This window comes from Acinetobacter sp. BHS4 (genome assembly GCF_018454425.1).
GTDB classification, from domain to species: domain Bacteria; phylum Pseudomonadota; class Gammaproteobacteria; order Pseudomonadales; family Moraxellaceae; genus Acinetobacter; species Acinetobacter pittii.
In genome coordinates this window covers 1,191,024-1,204,250 of sequence record NZ_CP075323.1, presented here as the reverse complement: position 1 = coordinate 1,204,250, position 13,227 = coordinate 1,191,024, and the positions used below count along the sequence as shown (strand labels likewise).

15 protein-coding genes and 1 tRNA gene are annotated in these 13,227 nt (G+C 37.8%); 10 read left to right on the top strand and 6 right to left on the bottom strand.

Annotation, left to right across the window (positions count from 1 at the left end; translation table 11 throughout):
* Positions 1-21: 21 nt before the first annotated feature.
* From KIP84_RS05710 to KIP84_RS05670, 9 genes are all read left to right on the top strand, one after another.
* Positions 22-98, top strand: a tRNA-Arg gene (locus KIP84_RS05710).
* A 117-nt stretch (positions 99-215) separates the two neighbouring features.
* The gene (locus KIP84_RS05705) at positions 216-1,151 is read left to right on the top strand and encodes an ABC transporter ATP-binding protein (protein ID WP_002118101.1); all 936 of its coding nucleotides are present in this window, start codon (positions 216-218) and stop codon (positions 1,149-1,151) included.
* The gene (locus KIP84_RS05700; protein ID WP_031948927.1) at positions 1,148-1,921 is read left to right on the top strand and encodes an ABC transporter permease; all 774 of its coding nucleotides are present in this window, start codon (positions 1,148-1,150) and stop codon (positions 1,919-1,921) included. Before KIP84_RS05705 ends, KIP84_RS05700 begins: the two co-directional genes overlap by 4 nt.
* Positions 1,918-2,730 (top strand): NADPH-dependent 7-cyano-7-deazaguanine reductase QueF, encoded by an 813-nt coding sequence (queF, locus tag KIP84_RS05695; RefSeq protein WP_213689489.1) that lies wholly within the window; start codon positions 1,918-1,920, stop codon positions 2,728-2,730. Before KIP84_RS05700 ends, queF begins: the two co-directional genes overlap by 4 nt.
* Positions 2,731-2,753: 23 nt before the next feature.
* Positions 2,754-3,404 carry a hypothetical protein gene (locus KIP84_RS05690; protein WP_002118229.1) on the top strand — a complete coding sequence of 217 codons (651 nt, stop codon included), beginning with the start codon at positions 2,754-2,756 and terminating at the stop codon, positions 3,402-3,404.
* A gap of 126 nt (positions 3,405-3,530) precedes the next feature.
* Positions 3,531-4,673, top strand: coding sequence for a rod shape-determining protein RodA (gene rodA, locus KIP84_RS05685; protein WP_005068220.1), 1,143 nt, complete (start codon positions 3,531-3,533; stop codon positions 4,671-4,673).
* Positions 4,674-4,692: 19 nt separating this feature from the next.
* The gene (mltB, locus tag KIP84_RS05680; protein WP_005068218.1) at positions 4,693-5,694 is read left to right on the top strand and encodes a lytic murein transglycosylase B; all 1,002 of its coding nucleotides are present in this window, start codon (positions 4,693-4,695) and stop codon (positions 5,692-5,694) included.
* 289 nt (positions 5,695-5,983) lie between these two features.
* Positions 5,984-6,595 carry a septal ring lytic transglycosylase RlpA family protein gene (locus tag KIP84_RS05675; protein ID WP_002118141.1) on the top strand — a complete coding sequence of 204 codons (612 nt, stop codon included), beginning with the start codon at positions 5,984-5,986 and terminating at the stop codon, positions 6,593-6,595.
* Between the two features lie 572 nt (positions 6,596-7,167).
* Entirely contained in the window at positions 7,168-7,617 is a 450-nt protein-coding gene (locus KIP84_RS05670; RefSeq protein WP_213689488.1) for an Mpo1-like protein, read from the top strand.
* A gap of 43 nt (positions 7,618-7,660) precedes the next feature.
* Here KIP84_RS05670 and KIP84_RS05665 read toward each other — a convergent pair whose 3' ends face one another.
* The 6 genes from KIP84_RS05665 to rpsB form a co-directional block, all read right to left on the bottom strand.
* Entirely contained in the window at positions 7,661-7,978 is a 318-nt protein-coding gene (locus tag KIP84_RS05665; RefSeq protein WP_213689487.1) for an AzlD domain-containing protein, read from the bottom strand.
* A gap of 1 nt (position 7,979) precedes the next feature.
* Positions 7,980-8,696 carry an AzlC family ABC transporter permease gene (locus KIP84_RS05660; RefSeq protein ID WP_213689486.1) on the bottom strand — a complete coding sequence of 239 codons (717 nt, stop codon included), beginning with the start codon at positions 8,694-8,696 and terminating at the stop codon, positions 7,980-7,982.
* Positions 8,697-8,784: 88 nt separating this feature from the next.
* Positions 8,785-9,609, bottom strand: a complete 825-nt coding sequence (locus KIP84_RS05655; RefSeq protein WP_213689485.1) for an AraC family transcriptional regulator — start codon at positions 9,607-9,609, stop codon at positions 8,785-8,787.
* 105 nt (positions 9,610-9,714) lie between these two features.
* Positions 9,715-10,200, bottom strand: coding sequence for a DUF3465 domain-containing protein (locus tag KIP84_RS05650; protein WP_213689484.1), 486 nt, complete (start codon positions 10,198-10,200; stop codon positions 9,715-9,717).
* Between the two features lie 65 nt (positions 10,201-10,265).
* Positions 10,266-11,141 (bottom strand): translation elongation factor Ts, encoded by an 876-nt coding sequence (gene tsf, locus KIP84_RS05645; RefSeq protein ID WP_002118238.1) that lies wholly within the window; start codon positions 11,139-11,141, stop codon positions 10,266-10,268.
* A 137-nt stretch (positions 11,142-11,278) separates the two neighbouring features.
* The gene (gene rpsB, locus KIP84_RS05640; RefSeq protein WP_213689483.1) at positions 11,279-12,031 is read right to left on the bottom strand and encodes a 30S ribosomal protein S2; all 753 of its coding nucleotides are present in this window, start codon (positions 12,029-12,031) and stop codon (positions 11,279-11,281) included.
* 210 nt (positions 12,032-12,241) lie between these two features.
* Between rpsB and map the strand changes: the two genes are divergently transcribed.
* Complete coding sequence (map, locus tag KIP84_RS05635) at positions 12,242-13,069, top strand: type I methionyl aminopeptidase (protein WP_002118165.1); 828 nt, start codon at positions 12,242-12,244, stop codon at positions 13,067-13,069.
* Positions 13,070-13,227: the final 158 nt, after the last annotated feature.

Genomic DNA, 13,227 nt, shown 5'->3' with positions numbered 1-13,227 from the left:
TATGATGTGGCCCACACATGTGCGCTCGTAGCTCAGTTGGATAGAGTACAGGTTTCCGAAGCCTGGGGTCGTGGGTTCGATCCCCGCCGGGCGCACCAGTTTATATATAATAACTTCATAAATTTATCTCAATTTCATAAAATTCCGACTATTTTACTTGGTTTATTAATCATTATCGCTCAAAATATACCCCTCTTTCACAATGTGAGAATTTCATGACTGATGCTTTGGTTTTAAGAGATTTGTCCAAAACATATCGTAATGGTTTTCAGGCGTTAAAAGGTATTAACCTCACTGTGCCTGAAGGTGAATTTTATGCGTTGTTAGGCCCAAATGGTGCCGGCAAATCAACAACCATTGGTATTATCAGTTCCCTCACGAAAAAAACCGAAGGAACAGTTGAGATTTTTGGGCATAATCTCGACACTCATCCCTCCTTGGCAAAACAACAACTTGGTGTTGTCCCTCAAGAATTTAACTTTGGACAGTTTGAAAAAGCGTTCGATATTTTAGTCACCCAAGCTGGCTATTACGGCATTCATAAAAAGATTGCAGAAAAACGTGCCGAACATTACTTAGAAAAACTAGGTCTATGGGAAAAACGTAATATACAAGCACGCATGTTATCTGGTGGTATGAAACGCCGCCTTATGATTGCACGTGCTATGATGCATGAGCCTAAACTTCTTATTTTAGATGAGCCTACCGCAGGTGTAGATATTGAATTACGCCGTTCTATGTGGGATTTTCTCACCGAAATGAACGAAAGTGGTACTTCTATTATTTTGACTACACATTATCTCGAAGAAGCAGAAATGTTGTGTCGTCAAATTGCCATCATTGACCGTGGTGTCATTAAAGAAGACACCAGCATGAAAAGTTTCTTAAACCAACTGAGTGAAGAATCTTTTATTTTTGATTTGGCAGAACCCATTGCCCCACTTCAATTAAACATCATTGGTGTGAAGTTCAACTTAATTGATAGCAGCACTTTAGAAGTGACAATGGATAAGGCCCATACATTAAATGACTTATTCCAGCTTTTAGAATCACAAGGTATTCGTGTTCGTAGTATGCGAAACAAATCGAACCGTCTAGAAGAGCTATTCGTCAAAATGGTCGAGAAAAATCTTGAAGGAGAGGCAAAATGAATTTTAACCAACTGCAAATTGCCCTCTGGACTCTAGTTCGTAAAGAAGTACGCCGTTTTCTACGTATTTGGCCACAAACTTTATTACCACCTGCGATTACAATGAGTTTGTACTTTGTCATTTTTGGTAATTTGGTTGGTTCGCGCATTGGACAAATGGGCGGCGTGAGCTACATGCAGTTTATCGTACCTGGCCTCATCATGATGGCGGTTATTACCAACAGTTATGCTAACGTATCTTCAAGTTTCTTTAGTGTGAAATTCCAAAAGAGCATTGAAGAACTGATTATGAGTCCTGTACCACTACATATTATTTTGTGGGGCTATGTCATTGGTGGTATTTGCCGTGGTGTATTGGTCGGAGCAATTGTGACGACAATGAGCATGTTCTTTACAGACCTTTTTATACATAACTGGTTCGTAACTATATATACAGTCTTAATTACCTCAGTTCTTTTCTCATTAGGTGGTTTTATTAATGCAGTTTATGCAAAATCATTTGATGATATTTCTATTATTCCAACCTTTGTCCTTACACCTTTAACCTATTTAGGAGGTGTGTTCTATGCCATTAGTGCACTTGGCCCTTTTTGGCAAAAACTTTCTTTAATTAATCCTATTGTGTATATGGTTAACGCTTTCCGTTTCGGCATTTTAGGTCATAGTGACGTGAACGTTACGTTCTCTTTAATCATTGTGACATTATGCTGTGCTGTACTTTACGGAATTGCTTACTATTTACTTGCTCGTGGTTCAGGAATGCGTGAATGAGTGTCGAACAGTCTTTATTGGGTAAAGAAACTCAATATCCAACTAACTATCAACCTGATGTTTTATTTCCAATTGCTCGTGCTCAGTCTCGTGAAGCCTATTCGCATATTGAAGGTATTAAACAAGGTAAAGATTGGTGGCATGTTTTTGAAATTTCATGGTTAAACGCTCATGCTATCCCGCAAGTTGCTATTGGCAGAATTACACTGCCAGCTTCTTCACCAAATTTGATTGAATCAAAGTCATTAAAACTTTACTTCAATAGCCTTAACTTCACTCAGTTTAACTCTAAACAGTCGTTTATTGAAACGGTTGAAAAGGATCTATCTGCTGCGGCAGGTGCAAAAGTTGAGTTAACCTTATTTCAAGTAGATGATTTAGAGATTTCTAAGCCTCAAGGCATTTGTATTGATGACCTAGATCCAGAGCGTTTAGAGCAACATCCAGATGCGACTCTTTTAAAACGAGATGCGTCTGATGAAGAAGTCGAAATTGAACTGTATTCTCATCTTTTAAGAAGTAACTGCCCAGTCACGGGACAACCGGATTGGGGTACAGTTTTTATCCGTTTTAAGGGCAAAAAACCTTGTTATCGTAGTGTTTTAGCTTATATTATCTCGTACCGTCAGCATAACGGTTTTCACGAACAGTGTGTCGAGCAAATTTTTGCTGATATTTGGCAAAATTTGCAGCCTGAAAAGCTGATGGTTTATGCAACTTATACTCGTCGCGGCGGACTTGATATTAACCCTTGCCGAGTATCGGATCTTTCATGGATGCCAAAACCGATTCGATTGGCACGACAATAAAACGAATAATTTGAGGATACACCATGCCGTTTTTTGGTTTTACCCCTTCTGAAGGCTTATTGAACGATATACAAACTGGAATTGCGAACAAAAATTCTAGTGAGCCTTTATACCCACTTCGCGATAAGATTGCTTTACAACTTAATGAAGAGATTATTGATAATGTCTTAATTCAGTTAGTTCAGCACTTCCCTGCAAGTGAAAAGCGCGATACTGCCGAAAAACTAGCAGGCTATGTCAAATCAACAGTCGCTGTTCTTTTAAAACAATTGTTAAGCAAAGCACCAAACGATGTTGTTAAACAGTCAGTAGAGTTCTCTGAAAAAAGCTTATTTAAAGATCCACAAGGTCAATATAAAGTAGGTGTAACTCTAGATCCTAGTTTAGTCACTAATCTTCAGCATAACTTCACTGAGCTTAAGGCGGGTAACGATATCAATAAAGCTGCATTGGCTGAACTGTATAAACAGTTTGGAGATGCTATGGTTAAACATTTTATGTCTGATTTTAATAAGACATTAGACCTTGGCATGATTAAGCGTAAAGCAGCTGATATTGGTGCGGCAGCTGTAACAAAAGCAGTTCATATTGCGATCGACAAACTCATCCCTAGCTTAAATCGCACTGAACTAAAAGCGATGGCTGAATATCACGAAAGTCTATTCTTTAACTAATAAGAAATAGCCTATCGGAAACCTAGCGAGAGCTAGGTTTTTTTATTGCAAAATATTGATATACATTGCCATTAATCAGGTTTATGTTAGCATGCGCCAAGCACTGATTGACCTAGTTAACGCCGCATGTCTCCTAGCCCACAATATAAGTTTTTACGCCAAGCTCCTCGAGATGGTCTTAGCACCGCTATGCAACCATCAAGGTGGCAACAACTCCACATTGACCCTTGGTTATGTCTATTTTTGCTGTTAAATGCGCTATTAGGTTTAACCGTACTATATAGTGCTTCAGCACAGGATGTAGGATTAGTCAGTAAACAAGCCATGAGTTTTGGTATTGGCTTTTTAGTAATGTTTGGTCTAGCCCAAATTCCGCCTAAGGTCTATCAAGCGTTTTCCCCCTACTTTTATTTGTTTGGCCTATTTTCGCTTGTGGCAGTTATGGTATTCGGTGAAGTCCGAATGGGTGCTCAGCGCTGGATTGATATTCCGGGTTTCGGAAGTGTCCAACCCAGTGAGTTCATGAAAATCGGCATGCCGATGATGATTGCATGGTTTTTAGCACGAAAACCTCTTCCCCCTAGTTTTTCACAAGTTGTTTTATCATTAATGTTAATTGGTATTCCCTTTTTACTGATTGCAGAACAACCTGATTTAGGGACATCACTTTTAGTATTAGCAAGCGGTATATTTGTCTTATTTTTAAGTGGACTATCGTGGCGAATGATTGGTGCAGCTGCCGCATGTGCAGCAATTGTAATTCCGATTGCGTGGGAATTTCTTTTACACGACTATCAACGCCAAAGGGTTTTAACTTTACTTGACCCCGAGGCAGACGCACTCGGTACGGGTTGGAATATTATTCAATCTAAAACTGCAATTGGTTCTGGTGGTTTTTCAGGTAAAGGTTTCCTTGAAGGTACCCAATCACATTTACACTTTTTACCCGAAGGACATACTGACTTTATTATTGCTGCATATTCCGAAGAATTTGGACTCATCGGTGTACTTATTTTAGTAATTCTTTATTTTGCCATTATTTTTAGAACATTCCAGATCGGTTTACAAAGCTTCCATAACTATGGACGTTTAGTTGCTGGCGCCTTTGGTTTGTCTTTTTTTGTTTATGTATTTGTAAATGCGGGAATGGTCAGTGGTATTTTACCTGTAGTAGGTGTTCCTTTACCTTTTATGAGTTATGGCGGAACAGCTATTATTACTTTAATGGCCACCTTTGGTTTAGTCATGTCCATTCATACACATCGATAATCTGGAATTTTAAAACGATATGTTGTCTCAACACTTAAATAAAACTTTAAAAATGCTCGCTTTGTGTACTGGCTTAATCAGTACAAGTCATTTCGCTCAGGCCAACGATTTTGCAACACATCCTGATTATTTGAATTTTAAACAAAAAACGATGAATGCTTATGGCTTAAGTAGCGATCAAGTTGATGCAGCCATGAGTGGCGCAAAAAATTTACCAAACATTCTAAATATTATGACTCGTCCGGGTGAAAGTAAGCCTTGGTATGATTATCGTTCTATGTTCTTGGTTGAAGGCACAATTCAACGTGGTGTCCGTTTTAAAAATCAATATGCAGATGCGTTAAATCGTGCAGAACAACAATATGGCGTATCTCAAGCTGTCATTTTAGGTATTTTGGGCGTTGAAACAGGTTATGGCGCAAATAAAGGTTCTTTTATTACACGTGATGCTCTAGCTACCCTTGCTTTTGGCTACCCTCGCCGTGCTGAATATTTTGGTGATGAGCTAGCTGCTCTTATTGCATGGACTTATAAAGAAGGCTACCCAACAAATAGTATTGTAGGTTCCTATGCAGGTGCGATTGGCTATCCACAATTTATGCCAAGCAATATTAGTAAATATGGGGTGGATTATGACGGTAATGGACATATCGACTTAAGAAACTCAGCAGAAGATGCTATTGGATCAATTGCAAACTACTTAGCAAAACAAGGTTGGCAACGCGACCAACCGATCGGGTTTATGGCTCGTTACACTGGGTCAAATCCAGAAAGTATTATTGCTAAAGATTTAACGCAACCTTTCCCATATGGTGCATTAAAGACACTCGGTATTTCTCCATTGAACCCTTTAGTTAAAATTGATGATCTCGATATGGTGAATGTTATTCAATTACAAGACTATAACGGTCCAATTTACTATTTAACTTACCCGAATTTTCAAGTGATTACGACTTATAACAAGAGCCGCATGTACGCTACAGCTGTATGGTTATTAGGCACCGAAGTAGCTAGCCGATAGGCTAGCTTTTTTATACTTTATGTAAAAGTCAATAAATATTTTTGTTAAATAGATCACAATACATACATTTTTAATAACTTGTTACATTATTGATTATTTTTTAATCTAAAACTGTAAGTTTTTGCCCTTTTTGTAAAGATTTCTCGTTAAAGACTAGACACTCTCCGTAACCGATGAATATTATCCACCCCAATATAGCAATTGCAAAAGTGAATAATAAGGCATGTTCACTTTAAATTTCAGTCAATGGCTGGAAGAAAAAAGTACATGTTCTCAGGAGTTTATACAAATGCAGTTATCGCTGAAATACGTTCTTGCACTGACGGCTAGTTTAAGTATGGCCCCACTGCACGCTGAAATGGTGCAGTCATCATCATTAAACAGTGATGTAGATGGTCCTAATCTAGCAGCACGTGTATTGAGTAAAGATACTCAAAACTTTAATTCTCGTTTTTCTAACATTAACAGTCTTTCAATCACTGAACGTTCTGGCGATCAAATCCGTCGTCAAGCTATCGCAGCAAAAATTGAAATCCCTGAAGATGAGCCTTCAGTGATTGAAAAACTTAACACAGTAGCTTCAAACACTGTTCGTAAGTTTAGCCAAACTGGTATGGCATCTTGGTATGGCCGCCAATTCCATGGTCGTAAAACTGCAAGTGGTGAAACATTCGACATGAATGCTTTAACTGCTGCTCACCGTAGCCTACCGTTGAACTGTTACATTCGAGTAACGAATAAAGACAATGGTAAAAGTGTGGTTGTAAAAGTAAATGACCGTGGTCCTTTCCATGGCAACCGTGTACTTGACCTATCATACGGTGCAGCTAAACGTCTTGGTATTACCAATGCTGGTACAGCTAAAGTAAATATTGAGCGTGTTGATGGCCCAACTTCATAAGTTATAGCCTCTCGAGTTCATGTAAAAAGCCGCAATTTTTTCTGCGGCTTTTTTATATTTTAAGTTATCAAAATAATTCCTAACTTAAAGTTAAAAAATCTTCTTCTTTTGCCCCTTATCTATCTCTGAATTTGAATATTTTTTAAACAAAAAATCATGTTTATTTAATACAACTCAATTTTGCGTCTAATTTGCGTTTAGAGCGTCTTTTTTAAATTTGCGCTACCCTAGTACCATTTTTCAAAAATAAAGGCTATTTATGGCGTTTTTAGAGTAGATGAGTAGAGCTTTTTCATACAATTTTCCCATCAATCTCAAAATCACGCTTTTTTAGATGATTTCATCATCTAGCAACACAGAAAAAATATTATGAAAAATCCCCCCATTCTTGTGGTCGAATTGTCCACCTTGTCAATCACACTCGTATTATTTTTTCATTTGCCCTTTCTTAGGTTTTTTAATACAACGCTCCTTATAGTTGAATAGTGTTAGTTTCTTGTCGAGATCCTCAAGAACAGGCTAAAATATACTCACAAAAATAAATCGAAGTTAAAACAAGGGGTGTGCTACTAATGAAATCCATTACTGAATGGTTTGATGAATATAGCGAAAGTCATCAAAGTCCAACCAATAAACAAATTCACTGGCTTTGCGTTCCCGCCATTTTATTTTCTATTATTGGAATCATTGCGCATTTCAGCACATTGCTTACTGCTTTATTACTTGTGTTGACCTTAGTATTTTATGCACGTTTAGATCTTGTACTTGCTGTTGCAATGGCTGCCTTACTTGTTGTTATGGCATGGCTCATTTACACCCTACCTGTAGGAGTCGGATTTTATATCGCTATTTTTGTGATTGCTTGGGTTGGACAATTTTACGGACATAAAGTCGAAGGCAAAAAACCGTCTTTCTTTAAAGATTTACAATTCCTATTGATTGGACCAGTTTGGTGTATGGATGCTTATCTCTCAAAAATCTTACCTAAATGGAAAAGCAGACAAAAACAAGCTCTTGCTTAAAGATGAATTTAAAGCTGAATCCTTTCGATTCAGCTTTTGCATGTTAGTAATTGATTAGAAAATTTATAAAATAAAAAAATCCTAAACTTGCTATCACACTTAAAAGAACTTTTTTTAGGTAAATAGCGATTACAATACAAAATATTGCTGCATAAATATAAGAATTATTTATCACACCTCTTAAATGGTCACCATCGAAAAAAATAACTGGAATACAGATTGCAGTTAACAAACAAGGTGCAGAATAGTTAAGCATCTTATTCAGAATAAGCGGCAGTTTAATTTTTACTTGAGGTTCTAAAAAATAATAGCGATTAAAAAAGATGATTGCTGCCAAGCCTAAAATCATAAACCAAGACATATTATTGCTCCTTACCTATTTTTTCAGTTAAAACAGCAATTAACATTCCCATTAATCCTGAAAGTAAAATCGCCCCCTCAATTTGATAAAATTTAAATAAAAACCCACTTAAACAAGTTGTTAGCACACCAGCTATGACCGGAAATCCTTTACATAAAGGCACAATCATGGCAATAAAAATAGCAATGATCGAAAAATCCAAATGGTAATTTAAAAGATCAGGTATCACTGTCGCCAGCAGTATTCCCACCAAGCTAAAAGCAACCCAAAATAAATAAAAACACAGTCCAGCTCCGAGCAGATATTCCGAACTTCTTTTTTCAAATGGAGCACTCACCGCAAACAATTCATCTGTTAATAAAAAGCCTAAACTCAATCGTTTAGGTAGGGACAAAATAGAAATGTCATTTCTTAAAGTTAATGCATAAATAAAATGCTGAGCCGTTAAAAAGAAAATAGTCAAATAAATTGTAAAAACAGATGCTCCTTCCATAGCCATGCTTAAGCTAACCAACTGAGCAGCTCCAGCAAAGACGAGTCCAGACATTGCTAGTGCTTTATAGAAAGATAATCCTGCATGAATTGCCATAGATCCCGCTAAGATTGCCCACGGAATAACAGAAATTGACAAGGGCAAAATATCCATTGCACCACGTAAAAATAAATAGGATGGCTTATTTTTTGAAAACCCAACTGGCTGATTAAGCTGAATATTCATATATAAAATCCAATATAAGTAACATCTCTATACCATGCTTGATGAGTGCCGACTTATATTGGATAAAATTGCTTTAAAACTAATTTATTTATATGTTCAAACTTGCTACATATTGAGTGGGTGTGACGCCCATTGCTTTTTTAAAGTGACGGTTAAAATGGCTTTGGTCAGAAAAACCACATTGTTGTGCCACCATGACAATTTGGTCCCCCTGTTTTAATAACTGTCTTGCTTTTTGTAAACGTGCTTGTACAAGCCAAGCATGAGGTGGCAAACCCACATATTTTTTAAATTGTCTTAAGAAATGCCAAGCGCTCAAGCCGACCATGTCAGCCAAATCTTGTAAAGAAAAGTTTGTTTCAGGCATTTCTACAAGTAATTCTTTAACTCTTAATATTTTTGAATATGCTTCTGGTAACTCACAAAAAGTATGATTTGATTTACCATGTCTCTTCATAAGACAAGCTAAAGTTGTTAAATACATCGTTTCTTTGAGCAGGAAATTATCTTTTTGTACTAATAAATCAAAAAGTAAGCAAAGCTGTTGAGCCAAACCTAGGTCGCGAATCACGGCTTGAGGAAACCATGGTGCGCCATGTGGATTTTCAAAAAAATCCTGGCTAACTTCTGCTAACATTTCAGGTGTTGGATAGATCGCTCGATAACGCCACCCTGATTCAACAGCTGATGAACCAGTATGAATCTCGTCAGCATTGACTAAAATAATATCGCCTTTAGGAGCTACATGTAGCTGTCCCGTCCTAAAAAAAGACTGTGCTCCTTCTTCAATCACACCAATACAGTACCCTTCATGAGTATGCTTTGAAAATTGTGTTTGGTGATAATGTGCTTTTAATAACTCTAAACCGCCCAACTCTCGCACATGCAGATAATCGGCTTGCTCCCGCTGCATAAATACGTCTCATCTATTCAATAAAAAAACCATAGCATGTTTTAATAAACTGAATAGAACAAAATTGCTCTATAAAAATAATCTGGTTAAACGCTCACGTGAGCTTTATTGATAAATCTGTCCGTCATGTTTGAGCCAACCGTTTTCATGACGATTTTGGGGATCATGATGAGTCCAATGTAGTACACCACCTTTTGGGTTGTACTCATATTCGCCATAAAACTCAACGATGTCACCTTTATTTAGATTAGAAATTTTAGGTGCCAAATCGATATTATGTGCAACCAAAATTGAAAGACCATTTTTTAATACTAGAATAAATTTCTGGTGTCTTGACCCATCATTATCATCTCTTAAAATTGCTTTGACTCGACCACTTCCCTGCACTTGAACATTACTTTGTCTCTGCTCATAAGCAGCTTTTACAGTGTCCACCCCATTATTTGAAAGTGTAGTTTCATTACGCTGAGCTGCGGGTATAGTTGATGATGGTGATTGACTTTGCTTATGCCCAGATAAATCTAGACCAAAATACGCAGCAATCAATAAAATAATCACACCAGCTATACTGAGATTTTTTTTATTTGTCATTGTATACCCTTATTTTAACTGAGATAAAAAAAGCCCCAATGGGGCTTTTTTTATTGTGATACGAATTACTTCGCAGCAGCTTGAGCAGCAGCAACTTCTTCAGCGAAGCTAAGTTCTGCTTTCTTCTCAATACCTTCACCAACTTCGAAACGTACGAATTCAGCAACAGTAGTACCAGTTGCTTTTAATACATCAGCAACTTTCTTGTCGTTGTCGATTACATACATTTGACGATCAAGAGCAACTTCGTTCAAGTATTTATCAACTGAACCAGTTACCATTTTCTCAACGATGTTAGCTGGCTTACCAGATTCTAACGCTTTCGCTTCAGCAATTTCTTTTTCTTTAGCGATAAGGTCAGCAGGAACAGCTTCAGCATTTACAGCTACTGGGTTGAATGCAGCAACGTGCATTGCAATACCTTTACCAGTGTCAGCATCACCAGTATAAGAAACTACAACACCGATTTTTAAACCGTGTTTGTAGATAGCCAAGTTTTCGCCTTCAACGATTTTCGCGCGACGAACTTGGATGTTTTCACCGATTTTTTGAACAAGTGCAATACGAGCTTCTTCAACTGATTGACCGTCTGCTAATTTTAATTCAGCGATTTTAGCAGCATCAGTTTCACCAGCAGCTAAAGCAGCAGTAGCAACAGCTTTTGAGAAGTTAGAGAAGTTTTCGTCTTTAGCAACGAAGTCAGTTTGACAGTTAACTTCAACTAAAATTGCTTTGTTGCCTTCTTGAACGATTGTGATTGCACCGTCAGCAGCAATGTTACCAGCTTTTTTAGCAGCTTTAGCTTGACCAGATTTACGAAGGTTATCAATAGCAAGCTCGATGTCACCGTTCGCTTCTGTTAATGCTTTTTTGCATTCCATCATTGCAAGACCAGTACGGTCACGTAATTCTTTTACCATGCTTGCAGTAATTGCAGTCATGTTGATCTCCTAAAATCGGTAGAAAATAAATCTTTTCAACAAAAACGGCCCAAAGAAACTCTGGGCCGTTTGCACTCTCGACGCTTAATTTGCCACCATTACATGTCGCAAAAATGACAAGCCTGCGTCAAAACGCATTAAGCCTCAGAAGCGTCTTTCGCAGCGTCATCGCCTTTTGCTTGAGCGTTCGCTTGAGATTGAGCGTATTCTTTACCAGCAAGAATTGCGTCAGCCATAGCTGAAGCATATAGAGTTACTGCACGGATCGCATCGTCGTTACCAGGAATAACGTAATCAACGTTGTCTGGGTTAGAGTTTGTATCAACGATACCGATAACAGGAATACCTAAGTTCTTCGCTTCTTTGATTGCAATCGCTTCGTGATCAACGTCGATTACAAATAATGCGTCAGGTAAACCACCCATGTTTTTAACGCCGCCTAAAGAGCGCTCAAGTTTTTCCATCTCACGAGCACGTTCTAAAGCTTCACGTTTAGTAAGCTTAGCAAAAGTACCATCTTGAGATTGAGTTTGAAGATCTTTTAAACGGTTGATAGATTGGCGAAGTGTTTTCCAGTTCGTCAACATACCACCTAACCAACGGTGATCTACATATGGTTGACCAGCGCGTTGAGCTTGTTCACGGATGATGTGAGAAGCAGCACGTTTTGTACCAACGAACAAAACTTTGTTCTTTTTGCTTGCTAATTGGTTAGCGAAGTTCAAAGCATCATTTAACGCAGGAACAGTGTGCTCAAGGTTGATGATGTGAATTTTGTTGCGCGCGCCAAAAATGTATTGACGCATTTTTGGGTTCCAGAAACGAGTTTGGTGACCAAAGTGCGCACCTGCTTGAAGAAGGTCGCGCATGCTTACGTTGTAATCTGCCATTTTCTTTACCTTAAAAGTTGGGTTAGGCCTCCATATATCCGCATTCTCCACCTTTTTACGGGCACCCAGAGTAATGTGACGATATATGTGCGGATTTTTTACTCCATCTATCAAAATTGTTCGTAAAAGATATTCACGAAAAGCATTTGATAAAATGGGCGGCTATTTATACCATAGACACTTGTAAATTACCAAAAGTTTTTAGAGATCATGAACAGTACTTATACAGCTCCACGTCGATTAATCAAAACTCCAGATGAAATTGAAAAAATGCGCATTGCAGGACGACTGGCGGCTGAAGTTCTAGAGATGATCAAGCCGCATATTAAGGCAGGTGTAAGTACACTTGAACTTGATACCATTTGTCGTAATCACATTGAAAATGTGCAGCATGCTATTCCTGCATGTGTAGGCTATGGTGGAGCTCCTGGGCGCCCTGCTTTTCAACACTCTATTTGTACTTCTGTTAACCATGTTGTCTGTCATGGTATTCCCTCTGAAAATAAAATTTTAAAAAATGGTGACATCCTTAATATTGACGTTACTGTCATTAAAGATGGTTATCATGGCGATACCAACATGATGTATGTCGTTGGTGGTGAAACTTCTATTTTAGCCAACCGTCTATGTAAAGTTGCTCAAGAAGCGATGTATCGTGGAATGGCAACTGTTAGAGATGGTTCATATTTAGGTGATATCGGCCACGCAATCCAAAAGTATGTCGAATCAGAACGTTTTAGTGTAGTACGCGAATATTGTGGTCACGGTATTGGAACTGTTTTCCATGATGAACCTCAAGTACTCCATTATGGTCAAGCTGGTACAGGTATGCGTCTGGAAGCAGGTATGACTTTTACGATTGAACCTATGGTAAATGCTGGCGTATGGCAAACTAAATTGTTAGGTGACAAATGGACTGTCGTAACGAAAGACCATAAACTTTCAGCTCAATATGAACATACTATTTTAGTTACCCAAACAGGCATTGAAGTCTTAACTGCTCGTCCTGAAGAAGACTTATCTCGTTTCAACCAATAATTTAAAAAACTTAAATAAAAGGCTACTTTGTGTAGCCTTTTATTATTTATTATGTACTTTTTATTAATAAATCTTTCCAAATATAAACAAATATTTCAAAAAAATTACAATTATTAATTTTTAATACACAATCTATTCAATAAAACAAGGTATGGTGG